Genomic DNA, 19,875 nt, shown 5'->3' with positions numbered 1-19,875 from the left:
CAACTCTAGAGGTGTCACAATTTGTGGATAGTTCATTGGATAGAGGTGAATACCTATCCATTGAGGTGTATAATGGAAGTTGGACTGAAATTGCAAAGTGGGGTGCAGATAACAGTCAGAATACAGATGTCTGGGAATCTGAATCTATAAACATCTCAAGATATCTAGATGATAACTTTGAGATAAAAATCAAAACTTTACAAAGTAGTAGTGAAGATACAGAAATGGACTATATTCGAATAACCTCATAGGAGTATTTGTTTTTGTTGAAAAAATATGGGTATAAAGTTTAACATATTAATATTAACATATGTTCCTATATCTAAATTTTACACGATCCCTCGATACCTTCACAGCACCTGTATGCATACACTTCAACATTAGACACATTTCATAATTTTTGTTCCTAAAATGATACAAATGTTCTAAGTTTAGAATAGAATTAAAACGATTCTCTAAATTAAATCATATTCACTTATGAAATTATAACTGTAGACTTGGTTAAATCAAAATAAAAATAGTTCTTTTATATCTACAATTTTGTATATTAAAAATATGAATATGTTTTGAGTTAGATTCAAAATTTTATTTCATTTTATATTAAATTTCAAACAAGTTTTTTAAACATATTAATTATTTGTTTCACTTTCAAGATTTTTACACTGCGTATTTAAATCCTATACCTAGTAACTGAAAAAGTTTTAAAAAGTAGGCATGAATTTCAAATGAAACTAGATGTAACTTTATAGGTATGAATAACTACATACTAGTAAGTAGTGCGGGTCGCACTATGAGAGAATATGTTAAATGGGGGGTTCCTCGTTACGTATTCTTGATTATTTTTGCTAAGGAAATTCTTTGATTCCAAAACCATTTACCTTGTTTTGTTCTCCTTTTCTAAATTTATTATAAATTTTATTCCAGTATGGGTTAAATTTTTCAGTACCAGTTTTGTGCTTAAATGTACAGTATGCTATGGCATCTGCAATTTGTATTCCTTCTACCCCTGCAGAATTTACAAATATCGGATTTTTAATTATGTGATTTATATCTTGCCAAATAGAACCTCTTTTTCTCAAACCATTTACAGTGTCAAATGCAACTTTTTGTTGCTTACTTGTACTTTTATCAATTTTTATTATTCCCCCTTCATCTGTTTTATCACTACATTCTATGTATTTGTCATATCTTTCAACAAGATATATCAAAGTTGTATTGAAAATATCCCATGTAGGATATTCATTTTTAAATAATTCTTTACGAATAATCACCGAAATAGTTGTAATGTTCATATTGGCAATGGTGTCATATAATTTATCCAAGAGATTATATTTTATTTCCTTACTTATGTTGGTAAATTCTTCTCTGCTTTTGAAAATATCATGTGTGTGAATTTCTGCATCAATATATTTCTCAACAAAATTATCTATTTTATATTGACAAATAGCATTCTTTATGTGTTTAACGTTATTTTTATGGACAATAACTCCTGATAAGATATACAATTCTGACTGATCTTTATAACTAGTTGTACCTGAATCATCTACATACATTATATACATAGTAAGAATATTTGGTAATGTTATTAATTTATTTGTACATTTGCAAGAGATGGATCCATCTATGATATCATAGTGCACCACTTACTATACACTATTTCCATACTCTGTCTAATTATCTATGACTATTTCTTCTAACACATTGTCAAATTAATAGATGTTAGACACAGTATAGATTTGAAATTTAGATTTATAAACCAGTCCAATAATTTCAAGCATTACTTTTTCTAATTCATATATAATATTCAATAATTTTAGACATCAAGTCAAAAAATCAGATACCATTACATCTATACTAACACAGTAAATTCCACATAGGATATCACATCAGTACACAAATCATACTTTTAGAATCTTCTTTATCAAAAGTAGTATAGTTGTCGGATTTGCTTTGCCGTTAGACTCCTTCATGACTTTACCAACTAGAAAATTTATGGCCTGAGGATTATTAATCACAGAGTCTTTAATCTCTGGTTGCCGTTTCAATATATCATTAATTATTTTTTCAATGGAATCGTCCTGAATGGTCCCACCCAGATTCAAATTTGAAATTATATCATCCAAGTCTGTACCCTGTTCAATCATTACAGATATTGCTTTTTTGGCAGAAGGTCTCGTAATATCTTTGCGCTCAAGTGCGGTTAATAGAGAGGCCAAATGGGCAGGTGTTAGTTTAGAGTTGCCTTGTGCCTCTTTGCTATTCAATAATCCCATCAAGTCAGTGGTGATAAGATTTGCCAAGTCTTTGGCGTTCTGAGGAGTGCACGCCTCATCAAATAATTCATAAAAATATCTTTCAGTGACAAGTATGTTAGATACTTGAGAGTTAATCCCATATTCTTGAATGTAGCGTTCGCGTCGCGTCTCAAAGTTTTCAGGAGTCATCTTTTTAATATCATCAAGTAATTTCTTACTCAAAACAACCCACGGAATGTCATTCTCAAGAAAATAGCGATAATCAAGATCAAGCTCTTTGGAGCGAGAAGGTATAGTAATTTTCCTGCGATCATCCCAGTGACGAGTCTCTTGATCAATTTTATTATCATTACCAATCAAAGTGTTCTGTCGAGTAATTTCATAATTTAATGCCTTCTCTAATTCATGAAAAGAGCCGACATTTTTGATTTCAACTTTGGCACCGCCAGGAACTGACACATTTCCATCTACACGCATGGCACCTTCCAAAGTAGGATCAGAGACTTGGAGATTTTTTAAAATTTCAGATAATGTGTTTAAAAATTGCCGTGTTTGTGCTGGGCTCTTAAAATCAGGCTCAGTTACAATTTCAACTAGTGCAATACCAGATCTGTTATAATCGACCATTGGGACTTTGGTGTTCTCAGACGCCCCCTCATATACCAGTCTGCCAGGGTCTTCTTCTAATTGTATACGAGTAATTCGTATCTTGCCGTCAATGTCTATACTGCCATCAACACCAATGCTAGTATCACCGTAGACATTGAGTTGGGTAATTTGATAATTTTTTGGCAGATTTGGATAAAAATAATTTTTACGAAAAAATGCAATCTTTTCCGGTATCTTGCAGTGTAGAGATTGGGCAATAGAGATGGCAAATTTTATCGCCTCTTTATTGAGTAGTGGTAATGTGCCAGGATGTCCAAGACAGATGGGGCAAGTATTCATATTTGCAGTGAAATTCAGATACTCAGAACTGCAGGGGCAAAATAATTTACTATTCAGACTAGTAAGTTGGCAGTGAATCTCCAGACCAATCTTTGTCATGATTTATTCACCTTTGAAATTTTTTCAAGAGCTTTTGCAGCACATAGTAGAGATTTGTCTTTACCGTGTGGCGCCATAATTTGTATTCCAATTGGAAGAGAGTCTGCAGATAGCGCAAACGGTACTGATATTGCAGGGCATCCACTCAAGTTTGCAAGAACAGTGGTCAAATCAATTGAAAATAATGCAATTGGATTATCAATTTTTGCCCCAATACGAAATGGCAAAATTGGAACCGTTGGAGATATTAGAAAATCTACGTCTTTAAAAATTTGCTCAGTCTCTTGAATTAGTGCTGTTTTTACCTTGAGTGCCTTGAGGAAATATTTTCCTGCGTGTCCGGCAGAGGGTACAAATCCACCTAGAATCATTCGTCGTGTGACTTCGGGTCCAAACTGTTTTCTTGCCTGTGAAATATAGGAATTAAACTCAAACCCTCTAGAGTCAAAATCATAACCATATCGAATATTATCAAATCTTGCAAGATTACTAGCAGCTTCAGTAGATGTAATGGTGTAATAGGCAGCGACAGAGTATTTTAGCATGTCAATATTAACATCGCTAGAGATTGCCCCCATATTCTCTAGACCCGATACTGCCTCAGAGGTTGCAGATTCCACTTCTTTATCAAACTTTAAACTTGAATCATTATTTATTATTCCAAACTTTTTGCCCTCAACTCCAAGATCAATCCCATCCAAATAATTCTCAGATTCAAAGCCTATCGTGGTGTTATCATTACTGTCATGGCCAGAAATAATTTCAAGTAGAAACGCTGTATCATCAACTGTCCTAGTCATAGGACCGATCTGCTCAATACTATTGGCATATGATACAAGACCGAATCTACTAATCAGACCATATGTCGGTTTATACCCTACAATGGAGCAAAAACTCGCAGGGTTCCTTACAGAGCCACCGGTATCTGAACCCAAAGATGCTAAACACATATTTGCACTTACAGCAACTGCACAACCCCCAGAGGAGCCACCAGGGACACAATCAATATTCCACGGATTTTTACTAGGACCATAAGCGCTAAACTCAGTTGTGATTCCCATTGCAAATTCATCCATGTTTGGACCACCAACAAGTGTAGCATCTTCATTTTTCAATCGACTAATCACAGTAGCATCATAGGGCGCGATATAGTCTTTGAGAATTTTAGAGCCACAGGTTACAGGGTTGTTCTGAACACAGATGTTATCTTTAATTGATATTGGTAATCCCAGACACTTGCCTGCTGTACCGGATTGAATTTTACGATTTATCTTTTTTGCATGATTAATTATATCATCATAAATATGCACATATGCGTGTAGTGTGTCATCACGTCGCTTAATTTCATCCATGGTTTGTGATACAAATTCCTCAGAGGTAAATTCACCATTAATAACATCAGAGATGTATTGTGAAATTGAGATGTCAAGATTCATCATATCATCTTTGGGGCACGTACAAATCCATTCTCTAGTGTTTTAATTGATTCTCTCATATCAGTATTATGTGAAATAAATATATCATCACGTAATTTATCAAAATCAACATCTACAAGATCAAGGTTAACATGAGATACATTAGCATCATCAAGTGTATCAAAATAAGAGATCATCTTTTGGATTTTTTCAAGGTGGGCGTCGTAATCATCTATGTCAATCTTCATCAAATTTGCAACACGTTTAATTTCTTCAGTGGTAATCATATCTATCACGGAGTAAGTCTGTCAACATCCCTAGGGTATAGTGTTACATCTCTGATATTAGTAGTATTTGTAAGTGCCATTAGTAATCGCTCAAGACCAATTCCACAGCCAGCGTGTGGTGGCACACCAAAATCAAACGCAGATAAATGATACTGAAATGATTCAGTCTTTAACCCCTTGTTTGTCATTCGTTGTTTCAATTCATCTGAATCAAATATCCTAGAGCTGCCAGAAGACAATTCAAGATCACCATACATCAAATCAAAGGATTCAGAGATATTTTCATCCGAATCACTACTCTTAACATAGAAAGGTTTTGGACCAAGTGGCCAATCTTTGATAAAATAGAAACCTTTCAACCCAATCTTTTGTAAAAGAGAAGGATATAGATTATCTCCAAACTCTAGTGTTTTTCCACTAGTGCGAATCTTGTCAATCAACTCTGTGTAAGAGTATCGAGGGATGATATCAGGTATTACAACGGGGGCAATCTTTGACTCAGAATTAGCCTTGAGATATAGATTAACAGCATCAGCAGATGTGCGTATTATACCCTCTACTCTAACCATGATATTATTGTAATCAACATACGCCTCTTCAAGATCAATAGATATTGCCTCAGATAGATGTCTGTTTGTCCTAGATGCCTCGGCTCTAAATATTGGTGCAATTTCAAAGACTTTCTCAAAACTCATTACAAGTTGTTCCTTGTAAAGTTGTGGACTCTGTGCAAGGAATGCAGGTTTGTTGTAATAAAATATAGAAAATAATGCAGAACCACCCTCTGTTGCACTAGATATTATCTTTGGGGTATTAGTCTCTATAAATTGTTGATCGTAAAAATAGTTGCGTATGTTTTTCAAAACCAGACTACGTATGTTAAAGATGTCTAGTAGTACATTACGTCGGAGATTTATAGAGCGCACCTCTAGTCTAGTATCTATATTTTTGATATCCTGAGCAAACGGTTCAAAGGGTGGAATTTTTTTGGATTCTGAAAAGATTAAAACGTCTTGAGGTACTAGTTCTATACCGTTGGGAGCTTTGGGGGATTTTACAACTGTACCTACAATTCCAACCGAGGTATGTACTTTGAGTGTAGATAATTTTTCAAATAAATCCGCAGAGCATGAATCTTTTTTACAAACTATTTGAATGGTTCCATTTTTATCTTTTAGTGTTAAAAAAGAGATATTCCCATGACCCCGTACGCTGACGACCCAACCCATAACAGTCACAGCACCTGTAGCAGAGAATAATTCATCTGAATAGTGTGTTCTACGAGAGTTTGATAATGCGTTCAACAAAAATAGTAAACAAGTGTATGTATATTATTTTTTATATGTGTGTAGATGACTACAGGGTTATCCTCATTTAAATAGTAGAGTAGAATTTGCCAAAGTGTGGAGTATCTAACTAAATATCCTAAAAATTTAAAGTTTACAGATGGAAATCATGGTAATATTACCATTGATTCAAAGGCAGAAGTGGAGACATTATTTCTAATAGTAAGAAATAGCATTGATGAAATAAAACGCATATTTGTCAAAGAGGGTATGACTACTGTAAAATTCGAACACATCTTGCCATCACAGATTGGTCATGGTTGGTCACTGAAAATGAAAAAACCGTGGGAGATGCATGTGCGATTATTTGACTTGAAAAAGGGCATGGTAGCAATACAAGCTGAAGTTGAGGTATCAAGAGATTATTTACAACATTTATTCTCACAAAGAACTCCAGTAATTTATGAGATAGAAGATTTACTAAAGAAACATCAGATAGATTATCAAATATGGAATAATAGAATAAAAAAATATGTACACACAATATTCGATAATTATAAAATAATGTTAAAGACTCCTAGTATGCCAGTGTTTGCATGGAAACCAATGTTGTTTGTAATAACGACAGTAGGTTCCATTTATTTATGGAAGTATATAAATACAATTTAACATTTTAACAAAAACATAATTTACAACATCACACACTGTTTTAAATTATCTGCATTTGTCAAATTCTTCAGCATAATTTTGAGATACACCTGCAGCTTCCATCGAGTCAACTGCCATCTCACATGGATTTCTCGTCTCAACGTAACCTTCCGGGGTAGGTTCACAAACATCCCCTATGAGAGAGTATCCGGAACGACAGGGAGATTTGTATGGTGATAGTTCTGAGGGTCCAGTAGACATTCCACCTCCGATGAGGCACTCAAAATCACACTGAGGGTTAATAGATGTAAAAATTACTACAAGAAATACTGCGATAATTATTGCTGATAATAAAATTATTTTAGGTTTTGACGATTTATTCATCAATTACTAATAATTTATAACGGGTATATAAAAAGTTCGAGATTTGGTTCTGTGTAGTTAGTGGGTCTTATTCAGGTTGTTGCGTTAGTGTGTGGTATTAGGAATTATATTATATTTTGATATTTAGTCATTTATGACAGAGTGTACAAGGTGTGGTCATGATTTAAGGAGACACTCTATAACAAATGATGGATTTGTTGATGTATTTGAAAATAATGAAATGATCGGACAACTTCCAACCAGAACATGTGTAGATTGTGGTTGTGAACTTGTTAATTGACACGAATTACAGCGAAATCATAGTTTTCTCATAACATTATAAATTGGTAAGTTCAAAAAGTTAAATTATTATTTTATGGAAGCATTTTGGATTAACACTTTCCACTTATTCTTACTATCTATGATGATTCCTACCGATTCACTAGGAGTTAACCCGTTAAGAGCCAAATGTTTTCTAGTGAAATTATAATATATGTGATAACCATCAATAACAGAACTGTCTTTTTTCTTCAAACCTCTAAATGTTTGTTCTCTATCTCTGAATGATCCATTGAATCGTTTCATTTTGTTATTTTGTTTATCGCCTTTAAGATGTATGTGTCTAGTGTGTAAAGTCTTTTTACCAAATACTTTCTTACTTGATTTCATGTATGTAGGAAGTCCATCTGTAATGAAGTGTTTAGGGTTTTTATTCCCTGCAACCTGTTTAGTCATTTCTAATAAATGATCCGCATTATGTTAAAATTTAGTATCTGCTAAATCTTTGGCAATCCAAAATCTAGTATCATCACAAATTGAGACAAATAGATATTTTTGTTTTCCACTAACATTCACCCATACTTCATCTGCTCTAACCCAAGTTGATAATCTAGGTGTTATATTTTTTAGATATTTAGATATGGATTTAGAATATTTTACTACCAATTATAGATCGTTTTGTATGATACATCAGTTCCCAACATCTCATAGTGATCGGCTATTTTTCTTACACTCATACCTGAAAAATACATCTGTAAAGCACCATTAATTACAGTATCATCATAACGCATGGCTTCAAAACCAACGTTTAGAGCAAATCGTTTTGTACAATCTTTACATTGTTATTTTTGAATATTACATGTTTTATTTTTTCTAATTCCTCTTTTTATGAAATTGCCTGAATCACAATATTTGCATAGTTTGAAATCATCTCTATTCATTATTTTGAATTTCTTTGAGAAACTGTTTTGCATTATTCTAGTTTTGATAACGTGAATGTGCTTACAGTCAGATCCCTTGAACGTATGATCAGGACAAGTACACCTCAGGCTAAATTTTGAAGAATAAACATTATACCATATGTTTGAATCGTGTTGTGATCTAACTCTATACTTACCGAGTTCGTACATTTCTGCACGGTGTTATTGTATCATTAGTTGAGCGTTTTGCTGTCTACGATTCATCATTATTACTATCAAATATAGTAAAAGGCAATATTAATATTACTATTATTAATAGTAAAAAAGTAATCTTTATGTGAAGATAAAATTAAACAATAGGTATGGAAGTAATAACTAGAGTAATAAACAATAAATCATATTTTTATCTTTCTTATTATGATAAAGATACTCAAAAAATGGTAAACTCTTACTGTGGTCAAACTAATGATCCTAAAGCAATTATCAAAGCATATGGTTCTCGATTGTCAGTACTTCAATCTCAACAAAAAGATTTGAGCGTTGAAATAAAAAAATGTTATGATATAATAAATAATGTGTCTAGATCTAAAGTTTCAGTTGAACTCAAAAACGAGGTTTAATTTATCATGACATCAAATAAATTTCTAATTTTATTGTTAGGAACAATGAACGAAATAAGAACTATTACGCGTATACAAAAAATGGCATTTCTGTGTGATAAGATATTATTTAAGAATACACCACATTATACAGATTGGAAACCATATTTTTATGGGCCATATAGCGAAAAACTCGCTGAAGATATTAAATATTATGAGTCAAAGGATCAGCGTTTAATTAAGGGTAAACTAGTTGAAGAAACATTCGCTAATATTGTAACAAGATATTCTTTGACCATTAAAGGTCGTAGTGAATTTTCTAAACTATTAATAGATTTTACTGAACAAATTAAAATAAAGGAATTATTACAAGTTTACCAATCACATGAAACGAATGACAAATTACTGAAATTTGTTTATGAGCGTTATCCTGAGTATACGACTAACAGTGTGATTAAAAAGAAGCTATTTGAATAATCATGGTAGAGTCTCATTTTTTAAGTCACGGCATATTTGAATTATTGGCAGCGGGTATAACTGTCTTAGGTATACTTCTAGCACTTGATAATCGTGTGGTGTCTAATTATGATGAGATAACAAAGAATGTACGATGGCGTTTAAACTTACTTTATGAGGGTACTGAATTAAAAATTATAAACACCGATGAAAATGTTGAAAAAATTAGATTGTATCATGTTGATATAATTAGATTAGAAAAAGGTGTAATAGATTACAAATACAAGCATATGTTGATAACAATCTGTGGAATAGGCATCATGTTTGCATATGGTATTGCTTTACTTATTGAAGAATTTAATTATAGTTTTTTTATTTCGGTAATAATAATTATGAGTGGCATGCTTCCTACAATAATTCATTTATTAATACATAGACAAACATTAGTCAAGGTTTTATCATTTTTGGGTGATGATGACCTTCAATATGTAGAACTGGAGGAGTATATGAAGAAGAATAAAGAGGAAGGGAATTCTGCGTAATGTAAAATTGTAATAATATCAGTTCATATCTAACACCATATAATTCAACTAATCTTAAAAAAACCCACTAACTACACAGAACCCGTAATTTAATAGTGTTTCAAAAAGAGTTGAATTGGAATGATATAATAATTTAATGTGTAATTAATGTGGACATATTTATTGTATTATTTTTTACCACCTCCCCATGATTCTTTTTAATTTTTTCAGACTCTTTTCAGAGCCAATATCGCGTCGGTACTCTAATTTACCTTTGACGTGTGTGTCAATAGCCTTGTTTATTCGAGATGAGGCATCCTCAATGGTATCTGAAACAACACTAAATGCAACAACTCGTGATTTCTTCAAGGTCTCATACATGTGTGGTCCTGTTTTGATGCAGGATGCAAAGAATATCTTTACACCAAGGTCAGTTATGGCTTTTTCATTTATAGTGAAAGAAATTATATCACTACTCTCATCCGGATATTCTTTTGCAACTAAATATTTGGTAACACTAGCTTTTTTGAGAAAAGAGATAGCATCTTCAGATAGTGTCTTGTTCCAAAGATGTATTATTAATTTAGAGAAAGATTCGTCAAGAATACTGAGAATATTCAACCCTTCAGGATCACCAAAGCGTCCATTAAATTCCATAAACTTTATACCATTTTGTGTTTTGAAAAACCCACCATTCAGAACACCATTGAATAGTAGATTTTTTGATTTTATTTCATCAATGATTCTCTGCATTATGAGTTTACAATCATCCAAATCCTTGTCGCTCATAAACGGGAGTTTCCCATCTGAATCAGTAAAGCATCCCATACCTCCGGTTCCTGCCCCCATGTCATCCTCATGTCGAAATGGATAGTCGTAAGTTGCAGGGGAGACTATGAGGTGTTTGCCATCAGTAATCCCCATAATGGTAAACTCTATGCCTTGCAGTTTTTCGATCAGCAAAACTTTTTCATCTCGGTCTGTTTTCTTGAGAAGAGAAGAAGCATAATTAATGCAATCCTGATATGTCGATAAATGCTCAGGCATTACCTTTACACCTTTACCACCGGTGAGCCCCTGTGGCTTTACTACTATGTCAAGCCCTTTTGATTCAAATTCAGATATCGCATCTTTTAAAGAGTCAGTATTTGAAATAATCTTGTAAAAAGGTGTAAATTCTGGACATACTTTTTGCATCATTTGGATGGAATAGATTTTATCCCATTCAATGCGTGTCGCTTTTTTGTTCCCNCCAATGGCTTTAAAATTATTTTCCAGTAAAATATCAACAACACCATTAGCCAAGGGCTGGTCGGCACTCACAAAAGTATAATCAATGGCATGCTCTTTTACAAAATTCAAAACTACACATGGGTCACTAGAATCAGCAACCAAGTACGTCCCACCTGATTCTTCAACACAGTGTGTGATGAGTGGGTTTTTGTGACTGATAACTGCATACAACTGTATGTTTTCTTTTACAAGTCTTTGAGCAAAGGCGCTTTCACGTCCTCCGCTTCCTACAATGAGAAATTTATCTCTGACCATAATAATGAGTGTTTTTTGGATTCTTAAAAATATATGTTGGTATTACATTGTGTAAACTGGGCAGATTTACACTAATTCAAAATTTCCAATAATTACACATGACATATTTTCACACAAGATATAATTAAATCACTATACAAATCAATGCATGGATTTCATGTTGGAAGAAGAATTAATTGATTTAATTACACCATGTCTTGCAGAATCAAAACCGCAAGATTTAGAGGAGAAAAAGAAGAGAATAACAGAGATTGGCAATGAGATTTATCAAGATGGTGGAGCAGATGCGTTGGAAAACTTTTTTTTCTCATTAGAGAATAGAATTCAAGGAGAGATTGGCAAATCACCAAAGGAATTTAGAAAACTTTGGAATGGTATAGACGATAAATGGAATTATTAATCACAGAGTTATTCTATAGTAATCCCATCGTTCTGGATCAAATTTTGTTACAAATTCTGCAGCCTCATAACCTACTTCTTTCTTTTCAATATCACTTCTCAATCCAAAACTAGTAAGAAAAACATATTCTTTAGAGCTTGCCTGCAAAATAAACATATTTCTCATGGCAGTTCCACGAAATCCCCAATACCCTTTGCCCATTATTATTGGTTCAAGAAATATTGTATTTCTTAATCCATTATTGACATCATTGAGTTCCTGTTTGAATTTATACTCTTCAAGTGGACCACCCTTGGCAAATCCAACAACCTCTCCCTTGGGTCCGCCAACTCTAAATGTATTAATTATGAAATTATCATTACGTACAGAATTTTCAAAGTTTTCCTTGTCAAATTGTAATGGTAGTGGAAGTTCGTCATAAAGAGATTTCAAAGTAGTTATAAAATCATCATCAGTACGTGTATTCATCTGCTCAATGACAGGTTGCATCTTTAGACTCTCATAGATATGATCTGCCTGTATTGCAATCTCTTTACGCCGAAGTGATATGAATGACTGTACCGTGCCCATAAAATTCCTACGCATAGGCTTTGGAAGAGATTTTAAAATCTCTTGAGATAGTCGTTCGTCTAAAAGAGTCTCAAAATAAGAGACAAATCTACGCACGGTCCACATTAAATTCCATCCAAGAGAATGTGTGTTCATCTTTGCACGCCTCATAGAGTGGTTAAAATCACTCATGGCATACGTGCTTATTCGATCTGTCAAAGATAACATATTTCCCAATAGTAAAACATGTTTTTTTTGTTCTGCATTAGTTATATTTGATTTTTTAAAAAAACCTTCTATTAATGACAGGGCATCAACTTTATTTTTTCCACTCCACGGATATGTTGTACGTAAAATCAATATACTAATTACATTAACATCAATTGAACCCTGATCAAGATATTTAATCATTGTATCATCAGTAGACACGAATTGTAAAACAGCGTATTCGTGTGGTTTGTCTATATTTTTACTAGGATCAAAATCATGTAAAAGTGCAGATACATACAAGTGTTTTAATTCATGTTTTGTAACTTTTCCTTCTTGATATTTTTTCAACATTGCTAAAAGTGTAACGTATGTCACTTCTAATTCATGATCAATATTATGATATCCATAATAATCTACACCCATATCATTGTCATTGAATAATTTTATGGTATAATCTAACATGTCTACAAAGCACGATTCCTCAATGTTACAATTTTGTAAAAGAGATATAATTTTAGGACGAAGTGGGTGTGCCTCTATGGATGATCTCATTATACAACTGAAAAGATATGGATTTTAAATACTCTTACTAACATAGATATAGTAGACGATTCTAGTGGGGGGTTGTATCCTTTGTATGGCAATTACAGTCGCACAAATATGTAGAGTGTTGATTCTTACAGTCCAAGCACTCATAGTGGCGATGTTCTTCACATGCAGAGCATATCATAAGTATACAACATCATACAAGTTTTTAATTTTTTGTATTCAAATGTGTAGATATGCTCGAATTGAAAAAAATCTAGACATATGGAATAACAAATTAATCTATATAAACAGATTCAAGTAGCAGAATCATGGGATTTAAGCGCTATATTGTGAAGCGTATGGTAACAATATTCATCATACTAATAATTACCATATTCATCACAGTATCGCTAGTTGGCTCTAGTATGGATATAATACTAAAGCAGGGCATAGCAACAAATGTCAGAACAGAAGTTGTAGCATCGGTTACCAGTTCGTCAATGTCATCTGATGAATTAGATGAATTGATCAATGACAACATACAACAACGAATAAAAACTTTAGGATTGGATAATCCATGGTACTCTCCACAACGCTTAGGAGAATCTATGTATAAAATTCTAATACTAGATTTTGGAAGATCCATGTTTCTAACTAGCGATAGTGGATCATCAAAAGTGCTTGACATAATAATTGAAAAGTTACCTCGAACTATATTATTATTTACCACAGCTACAATAATAATTGGAATAATAGGAATATTTCTTGGCGCATACGCTGCAAACAAAACTAATTCTATGATAGATAAAATCACATCTACATTTGCAGTAATCAGCACTAGTTTTCCAGTATGGTGGGTAGGAATATTATTAATTTTTGTATTTTCTTTTGTATATCAAATATTCCCATCACGTGCAACACCAACAGTACCTGTAGATGACCCATATTACATTTTTAATTTATTATATCATATCACACTTCCAGTAATTACTATTGTACTCATAGGATTTGGAGCATGGGCGTATTTGGTTAGAAATTTCATGGTAGGAATAATGCAAGAGGACTATATACTCTCAAAGAAGATAATTGGGATAAAAAAGAGGGACATTATTTACAAACATGCACTAAGAAATGCTGCTCCTCCAATAATTACCATTCTTGCCCTAAGTCTTTCCGGTTCACTAGGAGGCTCTATAATTACAGAGGCAGTGTTTGATTGGCCAGGAATGGGACGGCTATACTTTGATGCAATAACAGTGCTAGATTTGCCAATAATAGTTGCTACAACGTATGTTTTGACAGCGTTGTTCCTTGTGAGCATACTGATTACAGACTTGTTGTATGGATACTTTGATCCGAGAATAAAGACAGGAGTAGAGGAATGAATATCTGGAGTCAGATGATTAAATCAAAGACTGGTTTTGTCGGTTTTGTAATGTTATCCATACTAGTTGGACTATCAATCTTTGTCTTTGCATACATTCCAGATGAAACAACAAGGCAGTGGAACAATGTTGAGTATTGGATAAATCTGCCCAAAGCTGCGGTGCCAGCATGGATAAACTGGTTTATTACAGAAAAAATTCCCGAACATCAAATTTTAAGAGCAGTAGAGGTGAAGAGTAGTAATTCTGAGAACATAAAGATATCATCAGAGAGGTTTCTGCTAGACTACAAATATGATGCACCGTTGAGTGATTTCATCTACGAATATACCATACAGTACTCTGGTGCTCCAATACTACAACTAACTATACAAGGGCCAGACGGTGTAACTACATTGTTAAAATCAGTATCACTACCATACGGAATAAATTCCACATATACTAATAGAATATTTTCAACTGATGAATCATTGCGTAAAAATATTCAACTACAATCAATGAATAGGAATTCTAAAGAAGTTACAATACAAGATATATTTTTAAAAGATGGCAAAACCATTCAAGGAAATTTTATATTTACAACAAATATGTATGGTGTACAAGATTCGTCTTTTGAATTTGTTGAATCTAGACTAATAATTGGAGGCAAAGTGTATGGAGTGATGGGAACCGATGAATTACGCAGAGATTTGGCCATAGGATTACTTTGGGGAACACCGCTTGCGCTGCTAATTGGGATTACGGTAGCAGTAGGCTCGGTAGTTTTAGGATTATTTTATGGAATTTATGCAGGCTACAAAAAGGGTCGAACAGATGAAGTTATGATGAGATTTAATGATGTAATTTACGCATTACCTGTATTACCGTTTCTCATAATACTAGCAGTTACAATTAGTAGCAGCATATTTCTAATAATGATATTTTTACTCATATTCGGATGGGTTGGGGTGGCCAAAGTGTCTAGAAGCATCACATTACAAGTTAGAAACAGAGGATTTGTACTCGCATCTAAAAATATGGGACAGCGAGATTTTAAAATTATTTTCAAGCACATAGTTCCACAACTATTACCATACGCATTTGCAAGTATTGCAATATCTGTACCAGCTGCAATAACAACAGAGGCAGGACTCAGCTTTTTAGGATTAGGAGATCCAACATTTCCCACATGGGGCAACATACTGCATGATGCAAATATTTACGGAGCTGCAATTAGAGGAATGTGGTGGTGGATTGTGCCACCAGGGGTCATGATTGCAATCACAGGGTTGGCATTTGTGTTTATTGGAAACGCAATGGATAAAATTTTAAATCCAAAAAGAGAGACTAAAAGTCTGCGCGTTTCATTTTAGAACCACATCGTGGACAGGAACTGCCTTTGAATCTGTTGTGACATACAAGACAAGAGTATTGAATACCACTACTAGATCCACGTGGGTTAAATCCAAAAAATCCATCACTATTAGTATTAGTACTATAACTACTTCCACCACGAAGTCTACTCATATACTGACGTCTTAACAAGAGTGGAAATACTATAAAGATTGCAAGAGCAGCTCCAAGTCCATATGGAAATGGAAGAATTATTTGCAGACCGATGCTAATTGCCAAAGACGCAAATAGAAAAATTAGATATGATTTATAATTTATCATCAATACTCATTTAGTTAAAATCCATATAAAGTTTTCAAAAATATAACCACAGTATTTTAACTAAATGAGTATTACAACTTGAAATGATAAACAACATTAGGGCAGATGCCATTCAGGCTATGATGTAAAGCAGGAAATTACAATACTGATAGTGGTATCGATTTACCCTCACTGTCCCAAGCAAAGATATCATCATTTTCATATGGAAATTGGACGATTAATGAGACAAGACCAAAAAAGTTATTCAAATCCGTGAGTGAGGGTTTGGCCGAACCACTTGGATGAGAGTGAACCATTCCCACATAGCTCAAATCAAATGGAAGAAAAGAGTGTGGAAAACCTGCAAAGGTAGGTCCAGAATGGGAAAAGGGTGGGATTACTAGACCATCAATGTTTATGGCGCCTTTTTTTGATTTACCTCGAAGGATCAATACTCCTTCATTTGGATGATTCATTTTACAAAAAGAGAGAATACTATCACGGGTTGTAAGAGTTAGTATGACTGTACGTTGATATTTCGATTTTCCAAACAATAAACCAAGGTGTGTGTAATTAATTATATATCTTTTCAAAATCCTACTTTGAAGAACGCTCCAAAGTATAATTAATCGGAGATATCTTATTCAAAGATGTGCCAATACCTTTAAAAGTTCTCTCATACTGTTCTTGTAAATCATGTTGCTCTTGTGTCATGGTGACAGTTCGATCTTGGAGATGTCGATAGTTAAGTTCCAAGGATTTCAAATCAGATATGGTAGGGGTCAAATCCGCAGGACAGGATCCATTTACAAGATTGGTGATTTTTTCAATTTCAGTATTTACACTCAATACTTTGGAAGAGAATGATGCCAACATTTCAGTGGTCGCATCGATTTGAGTAAGAGATTTCGACACATCCTTTACAGATACAGAACCAGACTCTACACCCTTGCGTACTGTTTGAAGTAATATTATGATAGAGTCGGTATTTTTTGGAATTAAGATCTGAATAGGATCATCGACCAGTTTAACATACATACGTTTTTGTACATCATCGAATATAGAATCAGCAGTAAATTTAGCAAGTGGGCGTGAGATTTTGGTAAATTGTGAATTAATCTCACCTTTTAAACGATTTCGAACAGTGTTGATATCCACTAGTTGTTTTTGCGCATTGGTGTAATCAGCATACTGAGAGGTTTCTTTAATCTGTGAAATTTTTTCTTTTGTAGATTGTATGTTATCAACAAAGTTTAAAGTACTTTTATTGGCAGCATCCATTTTAGATAGAATATTAGATAATTCTTGTGACATTTCATTTATGCTAGTTAGAGATTCTTTTATGTGATCTATTGTAAGGTGTAAATTATTGTGCGTAGAGATTACATTGGCAATATCTGAACCGGATTTAGTTATTTCAGATAATGTAATTTTTAATTTAGTAGCATGTTTCTTTGCAAAGATATGAATGATTCTAGTTTGCCGTCCTAGTACATAGCCAAGATGTTTCATGGTTGTTGAGATTATTTTATCTAGTGCAACTATATCATCAAAGTTGTTTATATCAGGTAATTTTATGGTGGTATCACGTTGTATAGTTTCAACAACTTGTTTTTTTCCACGTGTGATAAGCGTATGAAGATGATGATCAGAGTCGTCTTCATCAAAATTTGCTTTGTCAAGAGATTCTCCAAGATCTTTTACAATTTTCAAGTTTTTTTTAATTATATTTAACGCAGATTTTGTAAGATTAAGTGATATTTTATCTTGTGTAGATTGAATATCATGTATTATTTTCAGTATGTCATCAAGATGAATCGTTCGAGATTCCTGAGTCGGTTCATGTGTTTTACCCCAACCAAATACCATTGATACACTACATAAGATATGAGATTAAATGTATTAGGAAGAGGTGACTAGGGGAATTATGCAACATACAGGAATGGTAAGGGTATCGAGAAATTGTAGAGACTCACAAAAGGCATGGGAGGTCATATCACAGATTGATAGTATGCCAAAATGGGCAGTTGGGGTAAAGAAGACCACAATTACGTCTATGGCAAAAAAATTGGGCGGTACAAGAAAGATTACACTTGGAGATGACATAATAGTTGAACGAATTGTTGGTTGGAGGAGCAGAGAATATTTATCATATATTGCACTAGAAGGATTGCCTGTTGATTGGTATCATGCAACTATGAGTGTTGGGAGTGTTTTGAGATGGGAATCATATTTTGGAAGTAGTAATATGTCAGATGAAAAATTTGAGGAATTTAAAAAGAAATAGAGATCATTTTATTCAGATTCGCTTAAAAACATTACATCATTATTTTAATGATGTATAATATATGAGTAAATCTATTATGAGTCATGGGACAAAATTTAATTATACAGTCGTGATGAGTAATTTATGAGCGATACAAGATTTACAATGCTTGGAATTGGTCTGATATTTGCAGGATTTATAATATTTGGAATATTCGGTGGGTATTATTCAAGTGCCACAATACAAGAGCAGGCGTTTGGTGATTGTTTTGATTATTCTACAGATACACCAATAAAAATAGAGTGCTCCGATATACTGAATTACAAAATTGGATTTTTTATTCTAGTAAGTATAATAATTACGCTCGGGGTAATCTCTTTAATCAAAGGTATACGAGGTAGATGGGATCAGGATGTAAAATCAGCAGACATGGTCGGTCCAAAATAATTCATATTTTACATCGAATGTTAAATGTGTCAAAAGTATGATTTATGGAGATTTTAGCAATACTGTGAGGGCTATTAGAGGGAGAAGATTCAGCAATCTTTATCAAATAATTATAGGCGGCACGTTTGAATTTTTGAACATTCACTTTGTCTTCATGTAATAGAGTACTAGTTGTTATCATGTAGATGTTAAAGTAGTACAGACAATGAATAGTTTTAGATTTTGGAAGGAACAATTTCATCAAATCCATGGTAGAAACTATTTTTGAGATTTTATTAAAAATCTGTTTTGGGTTTTGATTTGGTTTACGAGAATATGTCATGACCGTCTTTTCAAATATAGAATCCAAAGTTATTGCAACAGAATAATTTTTACAGGTTTTATATATGCAAAACATAGCTGATTTGGTAGGCAGGAACACGTTTTGGATCATTTTTGGATTTAAAATTTTTTAAATGAGATAAAATCTTTGTATATGTAGATATAGCTTCTACTATGAGAAATTTTGGTAATTGGAGTTTATGACATGTCAATTCAAATGGAACGTATAAACTAAACATAGGAGAACGTGTTTGACGTTCAAATATTTTAGCTGAATAAGGATTTTTGAGTATGGATTTAAGATCAGTATTATTCATTTTCAATGTATGAAAACCAGATGTTGATTCTTCAATGAGTGCTGGATCATGAACAATTACACTACCTTGTACCTTACCACAAAGACGACACACCTGCTCTCCATGATACTCTATAGTCTTACACTTGTGTAAATCAACAGAATCAATTTCACATGATAAAGATTTTTTTGAATCAGAAAGAGGCATTAGATAAATC

The 19,875-nt window shown here is 33.3% G+C and carries 27 protein-coding genes; 11 read left to right on the top strand and 16 right to left on the bottom strand.

Annotated features, from left to right (window positions below):
• The first annotated feature begins 23 nt into the window (after positions 1–23).
• Positions 24–251: a hypothetical protein gene (locus R1F52_06180; GenBank protein ID WOV92696.1), complete on the top strand. Its 228-nt coding sequence runs from the start codon at positions 24–26 to the stop codon at positions 249–251.
• Between the two features lie 594 nt (positions 252–845).
• Here R1F52_06180 and R1F52_06175 read toward each other — a convergent pair.
• From R1F52_06175 to aspS, 5 genes are all read right to left on the bottom strand, one after another.
• Positions 846–1,562: a DUF3800 domain-containing protein gene (locus R1F52_06175; protein WOV92695.1), complete on the bottom strand. Its 717-nt coding sequence runs from the start codon at positions 1,560–1,562 to the stop codon at positions 846–848.
• Between the two features lie 336 nt (positions 1,563–1,898).
• Positions 1,899–3,302 (bottom strand): Asp-tRNA(Asn)/Glu-tRNA(Gln) amidotransferase subunit GatB, encoded by a 1,404-nt coding sequence (gatB, locus tag R1F52_06170; protein WOV92694.1) that lies wholly within the window; start codon positions 3,300–3,302, stop codon positions 1,899–1,901.
• On the bottom strand, positions 3,299–4,741 hold the full coding sequence (gatA, locus tag R1F52_06165; protein ID WOV92693.1) for an Asp-tRNA(Asn)/Glu-tRNA(Gln) amidotransferase subunit GatA: 1,443 nt from the start codon (positions 4,739–4,741) through the stop codon (positions 3,299–3,301). The genes gatB and gatA overlap by 4 nt, the downstream gene beginning before the upstream one ends.
• Positions 4,738–5,004: a hypothetical protein gene (locus R1F52_06160; protein WOV92692.1), complete on the bottom strand. Its 267-nt coding sequence runs from the start codon at positions 5,002–5,004 to the stop codon at positions 4,738–4,740. The genes gatA and R1F52_06160 overlap by 4 nt, the downstream gene beginning before the upstream one ends.
• A 5-nt stretch (positions 5,005–5,009) precedes the next feature.
• Positions 5,010–6,311, bottom strand: a complete 1,302-nt coding sequence (gene aspS, locus R1F52_06155) for an aspartate--tRNA(Asn) ligase (GenBank protein WOV92691.1) — start codon at positions 6,309–6,311, stop codon at positions 5,010–5,012.
• A gap of 96 nt (positions 6,312–6,407) precedes the next feature.
• Between aspS and R1F52_06150 the strand changes: the two genes are divergently transcribed.
• The gene (locus R1F52_06150; GenBank protein ID WOV92690.1) at positions 6,408–6,959 is read left to right on the top strand and encodes a hypothetical protein; all 552 of its coding nucleotides are present in this window, start codon (positions 6,408–6,410) and stop codon (positions 6,957–6,959) included.
• Between the two features lie 45 nt (positions 6,960–7,004).
• Here the strand turns inward: R1F52_06150 and R1F52_06145 are convergent, their stop codons facing one another.
• Positions 7,005–7,322 carry a hypothetical protein gene (locus tag R1F52_06145; protein ID WOV92689.1) on the bottom strand — a complete coding sequence of 106 codons (318 nt, stop codon included), beginning with the start codon at positions 7,320–7,322 and terminating at the stop codon, positions 7,005–7,007.
• A 133-nt stretch (positions 7,323–7,455) separates the two neighbouring features.
• Here R1F52_06145 and R1F52_06140 point away from each other — a divergent pair, with 133 nt between their 5' ends.
• Complete coding sequence (locus tag R1F52_06140) at positions 7,456–7,602, top strand: hypothetical protein (GenBank protein WOV92688.1); 147 nt, start codon at positions 7,456–7,458, stop codon at positions 7,600–7,602.
• Between the two features lie 68 nt (positions 7,603–7,670).
• Here R1F52_06140 and R1F52_06135 read toward each other — a convergent pair whose 3' ends face one another.
• Genes R1F52_06135 through R1F52_06125 form a run of 3 tightly spaced genes read right to left on the bottom strand, consistent with a single transcriptional unit; the run spans position 7,671 to position 8,371 of the window.
• Entirely contained in the window at positions 7,671–8,036 is a 366-nt protein-coding gene (locus R1F52_06135; GenBank protein ID WOV92687.1) for a DDE-type integrase/transposase/recombinase, read from the bottom strand.
• Positions 8,037–8,060: 24 nt separating this feature from the next.
• Entirely contained in the window at positions 8,061–8,246 is a 186-nt protein-coding gene (locus R1F52_06130) for a hypothetical protein (protein WOV92686.1), read from the bottom strand.
• A complete protein-coding gene (locus R1F52_06125; protein ID WOV92685.1) occupies positions 8,240–8,371 on the bottom strand; it encodes a transposase in 132 nt (43 codons plus the stop codon). The genes R1F52_06130 and R1F52_06125 overlap by 7 nt, the downstream gene beginning before the upstream one ends.
• 491 nt (positions 8,372–8,862) lie before the next feature.
• Here R1F52_06125 and R1F52_06120 point away from each other — a divergent pair, with 491 nt between their 5' ends.
• The 3 genes from R1F52_06120 to R1F52_06110 are packed head-to-tail and all read left to right on the top strand — an operon-like array spanning position 8,863 to position 10,097.
• Positions 8,863–9,120, top strand: a complete 258-nt coding sequence (locus R1F52_06120; protein ID WOV92684.1) for a hypothetical protein — start codon at positions 8,863–8,865, stop codon at positions 9,118–9,120.
• Positions 9,121–9,126: 6 nt separating this feature from the next.
• Positions 9,127–9,576, top strand: coding sequence for a hypothetical protein (locus tag R1F52_06115; protein WOV92683.1), 450 nt, complete (start codon positions 9,127–9,129; stop codon positions 9,574–9,576).
• A 2-nt stretch (positions 9,577–9,578) separates the two neighbouring features.
• A complete protein-coding gene (locus R1F52_06110; protein ID WOV92682.1) occupies positions 9,579–10,097 on the top strand; it encodes a hypothetical protein in 519 nt (172 codons plus the stop codon).
• Positions 10,098–10,271: 174 nt separating this feature from the next.
• Here the strand turns inward: R1F52_06110 and R1F52_06105 are convergent, their stop codons facing one another.
• Entirely contained in the window at positions 10,272–11,624 is a 1,353-nt protein-coding gene (locus R1F52_06105; protein WOV92681.1) for a phosphoribosylglycinamide synthetase C domain-containing protein, read from the bottom strand.
• 148 nt (positions 11,625–11,772) lie between these two features.
• On the opposite strand from R1F52_06105, the gene R1F52_06100 reads away from it, so the two are divergent.
• Entirely contained in the window at positions 11,773–12,024 is a 252-nt protein-coding gene (locus R1F52_06100; protein ID WOV92680.1) for a hypothetical protein, read from the top strand.
• Here R1F52_06100 and R1F52_06095 read toward each other — a convergent pair whose 3' ends face one another.
• The gene (locus R1F52_06095) at positions 12,025–13,335 is read right to left on the bottom strand and encodes a hypothetical protein (protein WOV92679.1); all 1,311 of its coding nucleotides are present in this window, start codon (positions 13,333–13,335) and stop codon (positions 12,025–12,027) included.
• Positions 13,336–13,640: 305 nt separating this feature from the next.
• On the opposite strand from R1F52_06095, the gene R1F52_06090 reads away from it, so the two are divergent.
• On the top strand, positions 13,641–14,696 hold the full coding sequence (locus R1F52_06090) for an ABC transporter permease (protein ID WOV92678.1): 1,056 nt from the start codon (positions 13,641–13,643) through the stop codon (positions 14,694–14,696).
• On the top strand, positions 14,693–16,048 hold the full coding sequence (locus R1F52_06085; protein WOV92677.1) for an ABC transporter permease: 1,356 nt from the start codon (positions 14,693–14,695) through the stop codon (positions 16,046–16,048). Before R1F52_06090 ends, R1F52_06085 begins: the two co-directional genes overlap by 4 nt.
• Here R1F52_06085 and R1F52_06080 read toward each other — a convergent pair.
• The 3 genes from R1F52_06080 to R1F52_06070 all read right to left on the bottom strand — a co-directional run bounded on the left by R1F52_06080 (position 16,023) and on the right by R1F52_06070 (position 18,197).
• On the bottom strand, positions 16,023–16,349 hold the full coding sequence (locus R1F52_06080) for a hypothetical protein (protein WOV92676.1): 327 nt from the start codon (positions 16,347–16,349) through the stop codon (positions 16,023–16,025). The two genes, R1F52_06085 and R1F52_06080, sit on opposite strands and share 26 nt — an antisense overlap.
• Positions 16,350–16,486: 137 nt before the next feature.
• Positions 16,487–16,882: a Mov34/MPN/PAD-1 family protein gene (locus R1F52_06075; protein ID WOV92675.1), complete on the bottom strand. Its 396-nt coding sequence runs from the start codon at positions 16,880–16,882 to the stop codon at positions 16,487–16,489.
• A gap of 43 nt (positions 16,883–16,925) precedes the next feature.
• A complete protein-coding gene (locus R1F52_06070; protein ID WOV92674.1) occupies positions 16,926–18,197 on the bottom strand; it encodes a hypothetical protein in 1,272 nt (423 codons plus the stop codon).
• A 58-nt stretch (positions 18,198–18,255) separates the two neighbouring features.
• Between R1F52_06070 and R1F52_06065 the strand changes: the two genes are divergently transcribed.
• Complete coding sequence (locus R1F52_06065; protein WOV92673.1) at positions 18,256–18,615, top strand: SRPBCC family protein; 360 nt, start codon at positions 18,256–18,258, stop codon at positions 18,613–18,615.
• A gap of 123 nt (positions 18,616–18,738) precedes the next feature.
• Positions 18,739–19,041 (top strand): hypothetical protein, encoded by a 303-nt coding sequence (locus tag R1F52_06060; protein ID WOV92672.1) that lies wholly within the window; start codon positions 18,739–18,741, stop codon positions 19,039–19,041.
• A gap of 1 nt (position 19,042) precedes the next feature.
• On the opposite strand, the gene R1F52_06055 is transcribed toward R1F52_06060, so the two are convergent.
• Both R1F52_06055 and R1F52_06050 read right to left on the bottom strand, forming a co-directional pair.
• Positions 19,043–19,363 (bottom strand): hypothetical protein, encoded by a 321-nt coding sequence (locus R1F52_06055; protein WOV92671.1) that lies wholly within the window; start codon positions 19,361–19,363, stop codon positions 19,043–19,045.
• A gap of 58 nt (positions 19,364–19,421) precedes the next feature.
• Positions 19,422–19,865, bottom strand: coding sequence for a hypothetical protein (locus tag R1F52_06050; GenBank protein WOV92670.1), 444 nt, complete (start codon positions 19,863–19,865; stop codon positions 19,422–19,424).
• Positions 19,866–19,875: the final 10 nt, after the last annotated feature.

It is taken from the genome of Nitrosopumilaceae archaeon AB1(1) (assembly GCA_033471095.1).
Lineage (GTDB): Archaea > Thermoproteota > Nitrososphaeria > Nitrososphaerales > Nitrosopumilaceae > Nitrosoabyssus > Nitrosoabyssus spongiisocia.
The sequence above is the reverse complement of the archived record's forward strand: the minus strand, read 5'-3'. Positions and strand labels throughout refer to the sequence as shown.

What these genes read in the sequence shown, in the direction of transcription:
- R1F52_06175 (WOV92695.1), bottom strand. Translation starts at nt 1,562, where the DNA reads ATGTATATAATGTATGTAGATGATTCAGGTACAACTAGTTATAAAGAT.
- gatB (WOV92694.1), bottom strand. Translation starts at nt 3,302, where the DNA reads ATGACAAAGATTGGTCTGGAGATTCACTGCCAACTTACTAGTCTGAAT.
- gatA (WOV92693.1), bottom strand. Translation starts at nt 4,741, where the DNA reads ATGATGAATCTTGACATCTCAATTTCACAATACATCTCTGATGTTATT.
- R1F52_06160 (WOV92692.1), bottom strand. Translation starts at nt 5,004, where the DNA reads ATGATTACCACTGAAGAAATTAAACGTGTTGCAAATTTGATGAAGATT.
- R1F52_06145 (WOV92689.1), bottom strand. Translation starts at nt 7,322, where the DNA reads ATGAATAAATCGTCAAAACCTAAAATAATTTTATTATCAGCAATAATT.
- R1F52_06140 (WOV92688.1), top strand. Translation starts at nt 7,456, where the DNA reads ATGACAGAGTGTACAAGGTGTGGTCATGATTTAAGGAGACACTCTATA.
- R1F52_06135 (WOV92687.1), bottom strand. Translation starts at nt 8,036, where the DNA reads ATGACTAAACAGGTTGCAGGGAATAAAAACCCTAAACACTTCATTACA.
- R1F52_06125 (WOV92685.1), bottom strand. Translation starts at nt 8,371, where the DNA reads ATGCGTTATGATGATACTGTAATTAATGGTGCTTTACAGATGTATTTT.
- R1F52_06120 (WOV92684.1), top strand. Translation starts at nt 8,863, where the DNA reads ATGGAAGTAATAACTAGAGTAATAAACAATAAATCATATTTTTATCTT.
- R1F52_06115 (WOV92683.1), top strand. Translation starts at nt 9,127, where the DNA reads ATGACATCAAATAAATTTCTAATTTTATTGTTAGGAACAATGAACGAA.
- R1F52_06110 (WOV92682.1), top strand. Translation starts at nt 9,579, where the DNA reads ATGGTAGAGTCTCATTTTTTAAGTCACGGCATATTTGAATTATTGGCA.
- R1F52_06100 (WOV92680.1), top strand. Translation starts at nt 11,773, where the DNA reads ATGGATTTCATGTTGGAAGAAGAATTAATTGATTTAATTACACCATGT.
- R1F52_06095 (WOV92679.1), bottom strand. Translation starts at nt 13,335, where the DNA reads ATGAGATCATCCATAGAGGCACACCCACTTCGTCCTAAAATTATATCT.
- R1F52_06090 (WOV92678.1), top strand. Translation starts at nt 13,641, where the DNA reads ATGGGATTTAAGCGCTATATTGTGAAGCGTATGGTAACAATATTCATC.
- R1F52_06085 (WOV92677.1), top strand. Translation starts at nt 14,693, where the DNA reads ATGAATATCTGGAGTCAGATGATTAAATCAAAGACTGGTTTTGTCGGT.
- R1F52_06080 (WOV92676.1), bottom strand. Translation starts at nt 16,349, where the DNA reads ATGATAAATTATAAATCATATCTAATTTTTCTATTTGCGTCTTTGGCA.
- R1F52_06070 (WOV92674.1), bottom strand. Translation starts at nt 18,197, where the DNA reads ATGGTATTTGGTTGGGGTAAAACACATGAACCGACTCAGGAATCTCGA.
- R1F52_06065 (WOV92673.1), top strand. Translation starts at nt 18,256, where the DNA reads ATGCAACATACAGGAATGGTAAGGGTATCGAGAAATTGTAGAGACTCA.
- R1F52_06060 (WOV92672.1), top strand. Translation starts at nt 18,739, where the DNA reads ATGAGCGATACAAGATTTACAATGCTTGGAATTGGTCTGATATTTGCA.
- R1F52_06055 (WOV92671.1), bottom strand. Translation starts at nt 19,363, where the DNA reads ATGACATATTCTCGTAAACCAAATCAAAACCCAAAACAGATTTTTAAT.
- R1F52_06050 (WOV92670.1), bottom strand. Translation starts at nt 19,865, where the DNA reads ATGCCTCTTTCTGATTCAAAAAAATCTTTATCATGTGAAATTGATTCT.